The sequence below is a fragment of the Micromonospora sp. NBC_01655 genome (genome assembly GCF_026339755.1).
Lineage (GTDB): Bacteria > Actinomycetota > Actinomycetes > Mycobacteriales > Micromonosporaceae > Micromonospora.
The window spans coordinates 7,091,107-7,104,363 of sequence record NZ_JAPEQF010000001.1 but is presented as its reverse complement, the minus strand read 5'-3'; the positions used below and the strand labels follow the sequence as shown (position 1 = coordinate 7,104,363).

At 71.8% G+C, this 13,257-nt stretch carries 15 protein-coding genes; 10 read left to right on the top strand and 5 right to left on the bottom strand.

Features of this window, described 5'->3' with window-relative positions; genetic code table 11:
• Positions 1–298: 298 nt before the first annotated feature.
• The 8 genes from OOK41_RS31485 to OOK41_RS31450 all read left to right on the top strand — a co-directional run bounded on the left by OOK41_RS31485 (position 299) and on the right by OOK41_RS31450 (position 6,545).
• Entirely contained in the window at positions 299–727 is a 429-nt protein-coding gene (locus OOK41_RS31485; protein ID WP_266267695.1) for a hypothetical protein, read from the top strand.
• Positions 728–1,304: 577 nt separating this feature from the next.
• Positions 1,305–2,318 (top strand): hypothetical protein, encoded by a 1,014-nt coding sequence (locus tag OOK41_RS31480; protein WP_266267694.1) that lies wholly within the window; start codon positions 1,305–1,307, stop codon positions 2,316–2,318.
• A gap of 276 nt (positions 2,319–2,594) precedes the next feature.
• Positions 2,595–3,269, top strand: a complete 675-nt coding sequence (locus OOK41_RS31475; RefSeq protein WP_266267693.1) for a hypothetical protein — start codon at positions 2,595–2,597, stop codon at positions 3,267–3,269.
• A gap of 230 nt (positions 3,270–3,499) precedes the next feature.
• Positions 3,500–3,673, top strand: coding sequence for a hypothetical protein (locus OOK41_RS31470; protein WP_266267692.1), 174 nt, complete (start codon positions 3,500–3,502; stop codon positions 3,671–3,673).
• Between the two features lie 9 nt (positions 3,674–3,682).
• A complete protein-coding gene (locus OOK41_RS31465; protein ID WP_266267691.1) occupies positions 3,683–3,823 on the top strand; it encodes a hypothetical protein in 141 nt (46 codons plus the stop codon).
• Positions 3,824–3,859: 36 nt separating this feature from the next.
• On the top strand, positions 3,860–4,117 hold the full coding sequence (locus tag OOK41_RS31460) for a hypothetical protein (protein ID WP_266267690.1): 258 nt from the start codon (positions 3,860–3,862) through the stop codon (positions 4,115–4,117).
• Positions 4,108–5,427 (top strand): hypothetical protein, encoded by a 1,320-nt coding sequence (locus OOK41_RS31455; protein WP_266267689.1) that lies wholly within the window; start codon positions 4,108–4,110, stop codon positions 5,425–5,427. Before OOK41_RS31460 ends, OOK41_RS31455 begins: the two co-directional genes overlap by 10 nt.
• 668 nt (positions 5,428–6,095) lie before the next feature.
• Positions 6,096–6,545 (top strand): hypothetical protein, encoded by a 450-nt coding sequence (locus tag OOK41_RS31450; RefSeq protein ID WP_266267688.1) that lies wholly within the window; start codon positions 6,096–6,098, stop codon positions 6,543–6,545.
• A gap of 1,010 nt (positions 6,546–7,555) precedes the next feature.
• On the opposite strand, the gene OOK41_RS31445 is transcribed toward OOK41_RS31450, so the two are convergent.
• The 5 genes from OOK41_RS31445 to OOK41_RS31425 form a co-directional block, all read right to left on the bottom strand.
• Positions 7,556–8,137, bottom strand: coding sequence for a hypothetical protein (locus OOK41_RS31445; RefSeq protein ID WP_266267687.1), 582 nt, complete (start codon positions 8,135–8,137; stop codon positions 7,556–7,558).
• Between the two features lie 114 nt (positions 8,138–8,251).
• Entirely contained in the window at positions 8,252–8,437 is a 186-nt protein-coding gene (locus OOK41_RS31440) for a hypothetical protein (RefSeq protein WP_266267686.1), read from the bottom strand.
• Between the two features lie 1,340 nt (positions 8,438–9,777).
• A complete protein-coding gene (locus tag OOK41_RS31435; protein ID WP_266267685.1) occupies positions 9,778–10,077 on the bottom strand; it encodes a hypothetical protein in 300 nt (99 codons plus the stop codon).
• 28 nt (positions 10,078–10,105) lie between these two features.
• Positions 10,106–10,234: a hypothetical protein gene (locus tag OOK41_RS31430; RefSeq protein WP_266267684.1), complete on the bottom strand. Its 129-nt coding sequence runs from the start codon at positions 10,232–10,234 to the stop codon at positions 10,106–10,108.
• An 81-nt stretch (positions 10,235–10,315) separates the two neighbouring features.
• Positions 10,316–10,486: a hypothetical protein gene (locus OOK41_RS31425; protein WP_266267683.1), complete on the bottom strand. Its 171-nt coding sequence runs from the start codon at positions 10,484–10,486 to the stop codon at positions 10,316–10,318.
• Positions 10,487–11,220: 734 nt separating this feature from the next.
• Between OOK41_RS31425 and OOK41_RS31420 the strand changes: the two genes are divergently transcribed.
• Both OOK41_RS31420 and OOK41_RS31415 read left to right on the top strand, forming a co-directional pair.
• Positions 11,221–11,892 carry a hypothetical protein gene (locus tag OOK41_RS31420; protein ID WP_266267682.1) on the top strand — a complete coding sequence of 224 codons (672 nt, stop codon included), beginning with the start codon at positions 11,221–11,223 and terminating at the stop codon, positions 11,890–11,892.
• 680 nt (positions 11,893–12,572) lie between these two features.
• Positions 12,573–13,109, top strand: a complete 537-nt coding sequence (locus OOK41_RS31415; protein ID WP_266267681.1) for a UTRA domain-containing protein — start codon at positions 12,573–12,575, stop codon at positions 13,107–13,109.
• Positions 13,110–13,257 lie beyond the last annotated feature (148 nt).

Here is a 13,257-nt window from a genome sequence, read left to right as displayed (position 1 = left end):
GGGTGGCGGCGTGGCTGGCCATGCGGCAGGCGACCGGCTCGACGCGGCGGCTGACCGACTTCCAGGTGCCGCGGCTGCTGCGGGCCGAGCTGTGCGGGAGGTAGCGCCCCCGGCTGGTGGGACCTCGGGGTCTTCCTCGAGGTCGCCGAACGTGCCATCCTGCTCGCCGCGATCGAACCGTTCATGACGTTCGAGGCGCGAGTGCCTCCGTACGAGAGCTGCCGGATGACGGCGGCAGATCCGTGACCTGGTGTGGTGGACGGCAACCGCGGCGGTCTCGACCTATCCGGCACGAGGGGTGCCGTGGCTGAGCAGGTGCGCTTCGACGTCGTCGGCCGCTGGCGCGTCGAAGACCTTCAAGGACGTCGGTGACGCGGCGGCGAAGACCGGCGACGAGGTCGCCAAGCTCGGCACGAAGGCCACCGTCGCCGGTGAGCAGGTCGAGGGCCTGGGCGACAAGACCCGACGGTCCGGCAAGGAGGCTGACGAGGCCGGCGACGAGTACCGCGGCCTGGCGGCCGACATCGCCGTAGCCGAGGCCGCGATGCGGTCCCTGGCGGCGGAGATCGACCGGACCGGCGGCAAAATCATCCAGGACCTGAACCGGCAGCGGTCCGAGCTACGGAAGCTGAACAACGTCCAAAAGCTGCTGCGGACCTGGAGCAGCAGGGCGAGGAAGCGGCGTCCGGCTTCGCCGCAGCGTTCGTGGCCCGAGTCGGCCCGTTGATCGCCCGGGCGCCCCTCGGCCCAGTGGGGGCGGTGGCCGCCGCCACGCTGGCCGCGTTCCTGGTGCCTACCCTCTCGGCGGCGGTGGCCGGGGCGGTCGTCGGCGGGGTTGGTGTCGGCGGTGTGGCTGGCGGGATCGCGTTGGCCGCCCGGGACGCACGGGTGAAGGCCGCCTCGGCTGATCTCGCCGACACGGTGATGGGTGACCTCGACGAGGTCGGCGCGGATTCATTCGGGATCGGTCGGGCCGCTGGGTGTACATCTCCGACGACATCGACGGTGCGCTGGGCGCCGCCGCCGAGTACGACAGCCGCTGGCCCGTGGGGTCGGTGACCTGATGCGGGAGCTGGCGCCGGGGATCCGGGACGCCGCTGAGGCGGCCGGGCCGATCGTGCGGGAGATTTCCGAGGGCCTGCCCCGGCTGGGCGACGCCCTGTCCGACATGCTGTCGACCTTCGCCGACGACGCCGACGAGGGCGCATCGGCGCTGCGGTACGTGTTCATGGTCGGCGAGTCGGGCATCCGCACCGTCACCACGCTCGTCGATACCTTCGCCGACCTGTACCGGGGTGTCCTCGATGGCCGATGCCGGCTTCCGGGCCTTGTGGGGCTGGAACCCGCTGTTCTCGGACCGGATCGACGACGGCCGGGCGAAGGTCGACGAGCTGAAAGGCGCTCTCGGCAGCACCGCCGTCATCGGGAAGATCGCTGGCGACGAGACGGCCGACGGGCTGCGGAAGGTCGACGAGGCCGCAGGATCTGCTACCGCCGAGGTGAAGTCGTTCCAGGAGCAGTTGCGGGAACTGCGCGACCAGAACCTCGCCGTCATCGACACGGAGATCGCATTCGAACGCTCCTTGGACGACACGGCGGCGGCGGCGAAGCGGGCCAGCGGCGGCGTTGAGACCAACAGTGAGGTCGGCCGGAAGAACCGGGAAGTCCTGAACGGGCTGGTGCGGGACACGAAAGCTCATGCGCAGGCGGTGCTCGAACGGACTGACGAGGACCAGGCCGCTTGCGGTGACCGAGCGGGGCCGAGGCGGCGTTCATCCGCGCTGCGTGGCGATGGGGAGAAGTACTGCAGGCGGGCTGAGGAGTTGGCCGCTGAGATGTTCGGGATCCCGAACATTGAGCGTGAGGTCAAGGTCGACACCAGCCAGGCTGAGCATGACCTGAAGACCGTCCGGGGGCTGATCGCGGCGATCCGGTCCAAGCGGGTGGTGATCACCACCCAGCACAACGAGGTGGTGGTGCGCTCCGAGGGCCGCAACGTGCCCATCGGCACCGGCATCGGCGGCCAGCGGTGGCGGACCGGTCAGCCGGTGAGACGTACTGGGTGGGTGAGCGGGGCGCGGGCTGGTGTCGGTGAGGACGCGTACGTGCGACGCAGACCCGGTCGGCGGCCGTGGCCAGTGCCCCGCCGGCCTTCCGCCGGCCCGGGCCGCGGAAAGCGCGGCCGGGCGGTCTGGGGGCGAAACCTGACGCTGGCCGAGCAGTTCGGCCAGCAGATGGAGCAGGCGCTGACCCGGGTACTGGCCCGGATGCCGTGGGTTCGACTCTGGACCGCTGACCTCTACACGCGGGCGGGGTGAGGCGTGGACTGTCCAGTTCGTCGTCGATCTCGGCCACGCCGACGGTCCGGCCGACCTCAACGACGACATCCGCTGGGGCCTGCGGTACGAGGCGCGGACCTGTCGCCGCCGGAACTGCGGCGGGGCATGTGTAGACGCTCCTGACCGACAGGGCGGCGGTCAGCACGGCGGTGTACGACAACCGGACTACGGCTGCGCCTGGAGCTGATCGTCTCCAGCGCACCCGGACGGCGTCGCCTCCAGGCCCTCAGCCGTGAGCTGGACCGGCCGTTCAACGTGCTGCGCTGGCAGCCGGGCACCACCGCGCCGGTGTTCTTCCGGACGCTGAGGTCGCCGATCAACCGCATCACGGAGGTGGCGGGGTCGACGATGCTGCGGTTGGTCGACGTGGACATTCTCGCCGAGCCGTTCGCGTACGGCCTGCGCGAGACGCTGGCCCCGGTCACCGTGCCGAACAACCCGGCGAGCCCGGGCGGCTGCTACCTCGACATCGCCGGCGTGCGCGGTGACGTAGAGACGCCCCTCTACCTGCGGCTCGGCGGCGACGTCATGGGCAGCGTCTACGACTACCGCACCGTGGCGATGGGCATCCGCCGGCGGGGCACGCCGTCGCAGATGCCGATGGTGCTCCAGGCGGAGGCGATGACCACCGGCACCGCCACGGCGCTGGCCGCCTCCAACGACCCGCTGATGAGCGGGACCCGGGCCGAACTACGCCCGGATCACCCGACGACGGCACGCCACATCGTGGCCGGCGGTCACCACCCCGGACCGTGCGCGGCCGGTACCGGATCCTGGCCCGGATGCGGCACTCGCGATCTCGACGTGTGGTCGGTGCAGCTGGTCTACGGCAACACCAACCGTCCGATCTGGCACGCCGGTGACGGTCACGCAGAGCGGGGTGGTCGCCTACTACGACCTCGGCACCATCCAGCTGCCGGTGGGCGCTGACCCGGTGTACGACGGCTACTCGGCGACCGAGACGCCGGTCGGCGGGACCAGGATCGCCGTGTACGCCCAGCGTGTGTCCGGCACAGGCACCCTCGACGTCGACCTGCTGCAACCGGTGCCGGCGGACGATCGGTACGCGGTGGCCCGGGTGTGGTCCGGACTCCGGCGGCCCGCGCAGGATCTTGGCGCCAGGCACATGGTGTACGCGGTCGGCGCGGGCGGTGGTGCGGATGCGCAGCCGGATTCTACAAGTCGGTGGCCTGCCCCTGATCTCGCCGGGGGTCACCAACCGTGTCGTGTGGCTGGTCGACGGCGGGAGCCCTCGGGACGTCCTGACCTCGACATCGACGCTCACCCCGTACTACTGGCCGCGCTACCTCTACGCGCGCCCACCGTCGAGCTGAGGAGGTGCCGTGAGCCCCGACGAGCCCATCGAGCAAGTTGTGTACCCCGATGGCGTCACCTCCGCCGAGGTGCTGGCCGAGCTTGTCACCATCCGCTGGCGGGACAGCGACGGCACCTGGGAGAGCTCGAAGACCCGGAGGCGAACGTGAGCCTGCCCATCCCCCTGACGGTCCCGGCTCCCCCGCGTGGACCGGCACGTCACCGTCGACGCCCGGGACCTGGTGATGCGGTGGACCGACCCGGGCGGGTACGCCTCGTGCACGGTGCCACTGGCCCGGCCGCTGACCACCCAGCCCGACGAGATCGCCTACTACGGGCAGGTCACCGTGTACGACCTTTTGACGGCGTGGTGGGACGGCGGATGGGCCGGGGCGGGCGGCGGGCAGATCTGGGACCCTTGGCCGTCGGCGAGGCCCACACCCGGGACCGCACGGTGCCGCTGATCTACGTGCAGCGCCTTGGCAGTAGCGACTTCCGCCGGGCTGCGGTCAACGTGACCGGGGCGACCGTCGGCGGCGGGGACGACCCCGGCGGCAGCGGCAAGGACGCGCTCGTGGTCCAGTTCCCCGACGGGCTGCACATCTCGAACACGTCCCGGGTGAGCGCCCGCTACGACGGGATCGCTTTGGCCGGTCAGAAGATCGCGCTGATCGGATACGCCTGGGATGGCGGCTCCAACGATGCCAATATGAACGTCGATGCAATCCTGAGCACCGGCGGTGGCGCGAACGACACGGCCCGCACGGCGACGATCAGCACCAACGGCGGCCCGTACGCCACCCGTGTGGTCGGCACCAACTGGGCCAATGGCAGGGACACCCTCGACCTGCGGTACTGGCGCACGGCCGGCGGGCTGTATACGGTGCCCAGCGATCTGGCGTGGGCCAGCTTCACCGACATTGCGGTCGTGGCGATGCGTTTCGACGCGACCGGCAGTGAGCGGACCACGGGGTACGCGGATACGGTGCTCGCCTCCGAGGTGGTCGCCGATCTCATCGGCCGGCTGCTCACCGACGACGGCGCGACCGCCACCATCGCGGCGACGACGCACGCAATCGATCAGCTCGCGTACCGGACGCTGGGGTCCTCGCCCAGGTGCTGGAGAAGCCTGCTCGCGCTGGAGTCGCGGTACGTGGCGGGCATGGGAGCACCGACGCCGGCCGGTACCGGTTCAGTGGGTGCAGCGCCCAGCAGTCCGGTACGAATGCGACGTCGTCGACGGCTACGACTCCCAGGGCAGCGCCGACCGGAAAGCAACATGGTCACCGTCCGCTGGCGCGACTCGGCCAGGCGCAATAGGTTCGTGTTCCGGTCGTCGGTGGTGCCGGAGCTGGTCGCTGCTGGGCTCAACCGCCAGGCGTCGATCGACCTCGGCTCCGACGTCGGTTCGTCAGCGGACGCGATCAGGGCCGGGGACCAGTTTTTGGCCGAGCACCAGTACGCCCTCAACGGCGGCCGACTCAGGGTCGCCCGGCCGATCCTCGACATGGAGACCGGCCGGATGGTCATGCCCTGGGAGATCCGCCCCGGCCTGTCCTCGGGTGCGGCATCCTGCCCGTCGACGCGCTCAACGCGACCGACTTCAGCGTCACGGTCTTCGCATCAGCGAGTACCGGGCGTCGGACGGCGCAGCCTGGAGCTTGACTCGTACGCCACACCACCCCGCGGCTGCTGTCCACTGATACGCCGCATGCCAAATCCTTCCTGCCGACCTGGAGGCCCCGTGTCCCTGTCCCTGCCCGAGCCGCGGTGACCGGCATCGTCCACCGACTCCGCCGGCATCAGTGGCCGCCGCGGCCTCAGCGGGCTGCTGGAGCGGGCGGATGCCCGACCTGCGGCACCGTGCTGGCGGCCGACGCTGTCTGGCCGGAGCTGCTGGAGCGCCGCGGCCCCCTCACCCCTGTAACCGGAGGACCGATGACGGCACCCTGCCCCGCTGCTGGCCGTCCGTCAGCTGCTGCTTCAGCACCTCGACATCAACAAGGGCACCGCCCGCGCCGCCGACCTGGACCCGGCGGAGGTCGGGATCGTCGGCGACCCCGCCCACATCGGCGGCTACCACTGCGGCTCGGACCGGGTTCGTCGGGTGTCCGGCAAGGTCAGCGACTACTCCGTGGTCGAGTCCCCCCGGGATCAGGCTGGGCTGGCCGGCTGGGCGTGCGCCCTGGACGTCGGCGACTGGTCCGTCCGCGTCGGCGGCAAGACCCATGACCTGCGGTCGTTCGCCGGCATGGCTGGTCGCCCAGGTGCAAGGCGAGCGGCCGGTACCAGGACATCCGTGAGGTCTACTCCCCGGACGGCAAGACCGTCAAGCGGTGGGACCGGCTCGGCCGGCGCACGACCGGCGACTCGTCGCACCGCTGGCACACGCACATCAGCTACTTCCGGGACGCCATCAAGGCGGGACGGGACCAGACGGCGGTGTACCGCCGGTACCTCACCACCATCGGCCTGATCAAGGCCCCCACCAGCAAGGAGAGCACCATGACCGCTGCCGAGTTCCTGGCCATCCTGAAGGACCCGAAGGTCGCCGCCGAGATGTCCCGCCTGCCCTGGGCGTTCGTTCCGGCCGGCTTCGACGGGCGGACCGCGCACGGGATCGTGCTGGTCGACCAGACGGCCGCGCTGGTCACGGCCAACAACCTGGCCACCAACGCCGACGGCCGCACGCTCCAGATCCTGGAACTGCTCACCGGGTCGGGCGACCAGACGGCCGCCGAGGTCGCCGCCGCGCTGGTGGCCGCAGGCCAGGACCCGGCGGCGCTCGCCGCCGCGCTGACCGCGCCGGCCCGGGCCAGGCACGTGAGTGAGGCTGGAGCGACTCACCCGGGCGCTACGCGACCTCGGCTGCGGCACGGTTGGCTGGGGTGATAGTCCACCAGACCTTTGGTCCCGGCCGGCCGGGCTTCGAGCGCTGCTGGTCGCCGCAGTCCACGCTTGCTGACCGGGCCGGCGGGTGGGCGGGGTGCTGGAGCTGGAAACGAGCGGCGACGTCGGACGGATCTGGCTCTGTCCTCGCCATCGTCGTCGCCGCCGTCCTTATCGTCGCCGGCCCCATCATCCGGGGCGGGTGATCCGCGGTGACGGTCCGAGGCTGGCACGTCCTGGTCGTGGTGCTGCTGACGGCGGTATTGGCGGCCGGGCTGGCGCTGGTGTCGTCAACCCGTTCGGCGGCCCTGTCCGCTGAGGCGCGGCCTTCGGAGCGCCGCTGGTGCCGGGGTGGTGGCCCTGGATGACGCGTACCGGGAGTCCCCTGCAGACCCCGGCCTGCGGATCGCCGCGAGCATCATACTCCGTACCGAGTTCGGCTGTCCGGGCTGGGTCGCCCGCGCCTCTGCTGGCACTGGTGCCCAGTCCTGCGTCACCGGTCGCATCGGGCCGCCGGCGCACCTCCCCATCACCTGGCCCGGCACCGGGCGCGCACCCCGCGCGGGGTCGTCTCGGCATGCCCGGCCCGGGCTGTCTGGGATCTCCGCCCAGCCGGCGGGGACCCGCTGTACCGCACCATCACGACCGTACCCAGGAGGTACTGATGACCCCGAATCCCCTCGCTCGACTCTGCGGCTACAGGCTTGCTGGTGACCGTCGGCGTGCTCACCGCGGCGGTCACCGCTGTGCTGGCGCTGGGTGGCGTTCGGTCTGCCGATTTCCGACGCCCAGCAGACGGCGATCCTCGGCGTGGTGGCCGGCGCCGCTGGTGGTGTCGCTGGTGGGTCGGGGCCGGGTGTGGTCCCCATGACCGTGGCCGGGTGGCGGCACCACACCGGCCAGGTTCTCCACTGCGGTGCCCGCCGGTGAGCTCCCGGCCGGCGCCGACCAGACCAGACAGCGCCCCCGCTCGCGGCACTCCTTGCGGCGGGCAGGGGCGCATCGTCGTCGGGCTACTTCACCGCCCAGCGTGGCGTCACTTCACCGGCGCGTACTCCACAAGCGCTGGCCGCTGCCACGGCACAGGGCGATCCACCCGCGCACACCGGCCCGGCGCGAGGGCGCTTCTCCGCCCACGGGTACGCCGGCTCCGGGAACGATTCGTAGCCGGTAGACGACGGCTCGGCGACCGTGTCGTCGGCGAACACGAGGACCCACGGCCCGTGGGACACCCCTACCGACGAGGCGGAGATGTCCTTGTTGGCGCACACCTTCACGTCTGCGGCGCCCCACACGTAGCCGGGCTGCTCGTCGGGGCGGGGCGCGCTCTTGGCGACGTTGTGCCGGTAGCCGTACACGGTCGCGGTGACGTACCCGTCGGCGGTGCGGTCGCGCCTCTTGCCGAGGGGCAGCGGTGTATCCGGGTTGACGGACGGGCTCGGGCTGGCGGTGGGGCTTCCGGTCGGTGAAGAGCTGGCAGTCGGCGGTGGTGGCGAAGATGGCGGCGCGGCTGCGGGCTTGGTGTCGCTGGAGCAGCCGGCGAGCGCGGCGGCCAGGGCGACGAGCGCGGCGGTGGCGGGGAGGGCGCGGATCATCCGCGCACCGTAGCGGCGGCGGTCAAGCGGGACTGTCCGGGAGGCGACAGCCGCCCCGGTAGGATCGGCGGCGCGGTGCTGCCCGGTGACGTCCCGGCCAGCGCCGACCAAACCTCAGCGGCCCTTCTCCGGAGTGGGAGGGCGGGGCCGGTCCTGGGGTGCGGCGAGCGCGGCGAACAGGCCGACGGCGCAGATCAGGTCCTCGTGCTCCTGCAGCACCCAGCGTGCCCGGCACTCGTCCCCGTGCTCCTTTCGAAGCCGGTTGACCAGCGCCTCCAGCGTGTCGGCCAGGCTGTCCACGGTCCTCATCCTCTGAGGGATCGGGCGCCGAGACCACCCCGGGCGGCAGCATCCGGCCGAGGATGCGGAACAAGCGGAGGCGGTCCTGAGGGGTCAGGGCGCTGGTCGGGGTGGCGGTGGCGGGCTGGCTCATGGGATTCCTCCAGGTCGGTACGGGGTGGGGCCGACCTGGTGGTCGGCCCCGGGGGGCGGTCAGCGGTCCTGGGCGGGGAGCCCGGCCCGCCAGGTGGCGGCGGCGAGGGCGGCCGGCGTTGAGCAGGATGCCGGTGGCGGCGGCCAGGGCGGTGCCATTTGGACAATCGGCGGGCGGCGGTGCGGATCGGGCGGCGGTCTCCCTCGGTGCGCTCCCCTTACGCCAGCTGGTTTGGCACAACGGGTTGGCGTGACGCAAGCGGGTAGGCCAAGTTGTTTTGCCAAGCTGGTTGACACTCGGCCCATGGATGAACTGGAGCCCTCGGTAAGAGCACCGCCAGCCCAGAGCGGCCCCCCGCCTCGCGGCGGCCATCGTCGAGGCAGCCCGCGCCCGGCGCCCGCAGCGCGAGATCGTCGCCGCCACCGGCTACACCCGGGAGCGAATCCGCCAGATCTGCCGCGCAGCCGGCGTCGAGCCCGCCGAGTAGCCCTCCCCCGCACACGCAGCGCCCCCGCTCGGCCGGCCAGCAGGCGCTCTGCGTCCAGGGATAGCTCGTGGGCTGCTCGGCGCGGGCGCGCTCCCGGATCCGCCTTCGCCGTCGACTCGCTGACCCGGAACCCACCCATCACGGTGGCGACGATCTCGGCATACGGCACACCCCGGAAGTCGAGGCGGTCGATGACGTCCTCGATCGTCTCCGGCTCGTCCTGCTCGTCGTCGCCGTCCAGGTCGAGGTCCACGTCGGCCTCGCGGGCCCGGCGCCGTCCTGTCCGGACGCGCTGGCCCCCGACCTCGATCGCCCCCACCAGCCGGTGTCACGGTGGTGTCATCGGTGTCGAGCGCCCGCGCTGACCTGCGGTTTGACGCACTGACACTGGTGTCACCCTCCCGGTCGGGGAGGGGTCCTGGCCGGCCGTGGTGGTGGATGGTGGCCCCGGCGATGTAGACGGCGGCGACGATGGCCAGGGCGATGGGCCCCGCCCCAGCCACCAGGACGGCTCCTCGGCGGCGGCCAGCAGCGTGGTGGTCAGCATCAGGCAGCTCGAACAGGAGGGCGGGCAGCGGGGCGACGACGCCGGTCACGATGTCGACCAGCGAGCGGGTGAGGTCCCCGACGACGCCGCCGGGCAGGTCGGACATCATGCCGAGGATGATCGCGACGATCCAGAGCTTCCCGTTGAGCCGGTAGAGCGGGCTCTGCGGGAGCTCAGCGTCGCGAACCATGCCGAGCCCGGCCAGGCAGCAGGCAGCCGATGGTGTAGATCCAGAGCAGGCCGATGATCGCGCCAGGATCGCGTTGGCGCTGGCTCCGGCGATGTAGGCGCCGCCAGTGGAGTCGAGCAGGCTCTGGATGACGCCACCGGCTGCAGCGACAGTCTTCGGGCGACCCGTTGAAGCCCTCGCGGATGGCGGGCAGGGCCATGAAGAACGCGGCCCGGTCGCGCAGCGAGTTCGGGCCGATGCTCATGTAGTCGACGACGATCGCGAGCAGCAGCAGGATCGCCACCGCCGTCGGGGACATGGTGTGTTCCACGTCAGCCCCCCAGCCAGTCGAGGACCGTCGTGCCGGTCCGGGTGTCGCGGATCTCCAGCCGCGGGGAGTCCATCGGTTCGTTCTCCGCCCGCGCCGCCCGGGTGAGGGCGCAGACCGAGCATCCCATCACCGGGGCCCTCCAGGTCGAGCTGGTAGGTGATGACGCGCTTGTGCAGCACCTCGTACTGGCCATCATGCACGCGGTAGATGGTCACCGGTCCATCTCCAGGTGAGCGGGGAACAGCAGGAGGCCGTTCACGACCATGGCGCCGGCGGCGATCCCGGCGAGCAGCTCGTGGCCCTCCAGGATCGCGATGAGCGCGGCGGCCAGGGCGCCGAGGACCGCACCGGCCAGGCCAAGGGCGATGGGCGTCCAAGGCATGGGCCGGGTCAGCCAGACGACCGGCGGCACCGGCCTGGCATAGCTCGGCCGCCCGCCGGTTGGCGTCGTCCTGCGTGCGGGCGGGGAAGGTGATGGTGTGGCCGGCGAGGGCCCGCAGCGGCGAGTCGGCCGGCACGGTGCCGGCGACCCGGTAGGGAGCGGTCATCATGGGTGGTGCCTCTCTGTAGGTGCGGGGCCCGGCCGGGCTGTCCAGGCGTAGGCCGGGCCCCGCGTGGGTGGGTCAGCGGGCGCCGCGCCGCCACGCGTCGTACGCGGCGTCGATCTCCGCCGGGGTGGACGCCTCGCCACCGCGTCCCGGACCGCCGGGCGCTGCGGGCTGTCGATGTCCCGGGCGGCGGCGGTGCGATCCTCGTCGTCGGTCGTGGAGCCGGGCGACCTGGTCCTGCCGCACGGGCGGCTCAGAACAGCTTGCCGAACATCAGCTCTCCTCGGTGGTCTTGGTCCGCTCGGCGCGGACCAGGTTGATGGCGGTCTGGGCGTCACCGGCGCTGGTCCAGCGCATGCGGTCCATGACCGTCCGGCGGCAGGATGTCGCCGCGGTACGCCCCACTTCCGCCTTGAACCATGTCCCGGATCCGGGGCGGCACCTCGCACGCCCCCGGCGGCAGGGCTGACCGGGCAGGCGCGGTCCACGCGGGCGGTGGTCCGCTGCGGACGGCGGGCACAACCGCGCTGGTCGCGGGCGTAGTCCACGAGGGCCGGGTGGTCCGGGCGTGGACCAGGTCGCGCGAAGCCCGGTCTGGTCCGGGATCTGGTCCTCGCTGGTCCGGTCCGGTCCGGCCGGCTGGTCCACCGGAGTGGTCCGCGACTGGTCCAGGTCGGCGGCCGCGGATCTGGTCCGCCGGGTGGTCCAGGTCAGGGGCTTCGGTCTGGTCCACCGTGCTGGTCCGGAATCGGTCCAACCACTCCTGCGGAATCTGGTCCGGGATCTGGTCCGCAATGTGGGCCGGCATCAGGACGCCGTGGACCATCCGGTGGCGGGCCTGCGGCCGGGCGTCGACCGTCCGGATCTGGTCCACCTCGTTGCGCCACTTCGCTGTCGTCATCCGGGTGCTGATGCGGATCTCGTCCATCAGCTCGCGCTCGGTCGCGGTCGGCTGGGTGTCGTCGCGGAACAGCTCGGTTTCGATCGACAGGACCCGGCGCAGTTGCTCCCGAGCGGCCTGGACCGTGTCGGCGTCGGCGGCCTTGGTGAGCTGCTGGAGCCGGCGCAGTGCCCCCGCGAGCGGGTCGGACTTGCGACGCCGCCACCACGTCGGCCGGCTTGTCGCCGCGCAGCTTCGCGGCCTGCTGCAAGCGTACAGCTCCATGCCTGCCTCGACCAGCGCGGAGATTCGCCGCTGAGCGAACACCTCGGTCAGGTCGTCGACCGCGCCGAGGTGTAGGTAGGCGCACGCCGATGCGCTGCGGCGTCCAGATCCACCGGGACGGCTGCCGCTCGGCGGGCTCGACGTCGGCGTACAGGCTCATGTACCAGATACCGGCTGCCAGCGGCGGGGTGACGAGCCGGAGCACCACCTCGGTGACGGAGTTGGAGGCGGTGGAGGCGATGACACCGGAGGCGACCGCGACGAGCCACACGAACCGCATGTGCCTGGTGATGTCCGGGGCTTGACCCTCGGCGGCGGCGGCGAGCTTGTGGGCGGCCAGGCTGCCCTGGTGCAGCATCACCACCTCCGAACGTGGCGCAGAACATCAGCGACCCGGCGGTGTTGAGGCCGGGGGCCGGCGGGCGACCGACATGCCCTCCATCGCGAAGAGGGTGGCAGGCTGACCGCGACCACGCCGAGCTTCTCGATGCACCTCACCGGTGCGCAAGGTCGGGCCAGGGCGAGCAGCGCAGCCCTTCCGGCGCCGAAGAGCATCGGCTGGCCCGTAGCCGGTCAGCCAGGCCGAGGACGGCGTCGATCGTGGAGGTCGGACTGCCGAGGAATCTGCATGCCGATGCTGGCACAGCCATATGCATGAGGCAGCAAGGATGAGTAGAGTCGAGTCTCCAAGGAAGTTGCGCGATCAGGCAGTAAGGTCAGCCGCAGGTCAGCGCGAGTCGAGGGGGAGCCGGATCATGGGACAGCCGAGGTGGGCCACCACCTCCGACCAGTACATCCTGCCGACAGCCGGAGACGCCTGGGCAGCCGAAGCCTCCGCTGGTGGCGAGCGGGGCAGCCAGCGCATCCTCAGCGCCGGCACGATTCCCGCCCCGGACGACATCGCCGAGGGCCCTCGAGCCGGCACGTCGGTCGTCGCCCGGCGACGGTTGATCCTCGCCGACGACCGGCCCGTCGAGATCGCCTGCTCGTACTGGCCAGCGAGCATCGCAGGGATGACCATCCTGGCCGAGCCGGAGAAGGTCTCCGGCGGGACCGCCCGGTTCCTCGCCGAGGTGGGCTACGAACCGCACGAGGTGCACGAGGACATCACCGCCGCCGCAGCGCAGGCCGTCACCAGCCTCGACGAGCGGATGGCGATGCAGCTCGGAGACGGCGACCCGGTCCTGGTGCTCACCCGCATCGTGCTTGACGCCGCTGGCCAGCCCTACCAGGTCGACGTCAACGTGATGGTCGCCGGCAGGCATACCCGCTACGTCCGATCGGCAGGCTAACCCGGTGCCCACCCCTCCCCGCGACACGCGGCCCCGCAGCCAGCAGATCGCCGCCGACCTGCGCGCCGACATCATGAGCGGCGACCTGGCCGCCGGGGCGAAGCTGCCGTCCACCTGGCGCACCCGGCGACCATCCAGAACGCCATCG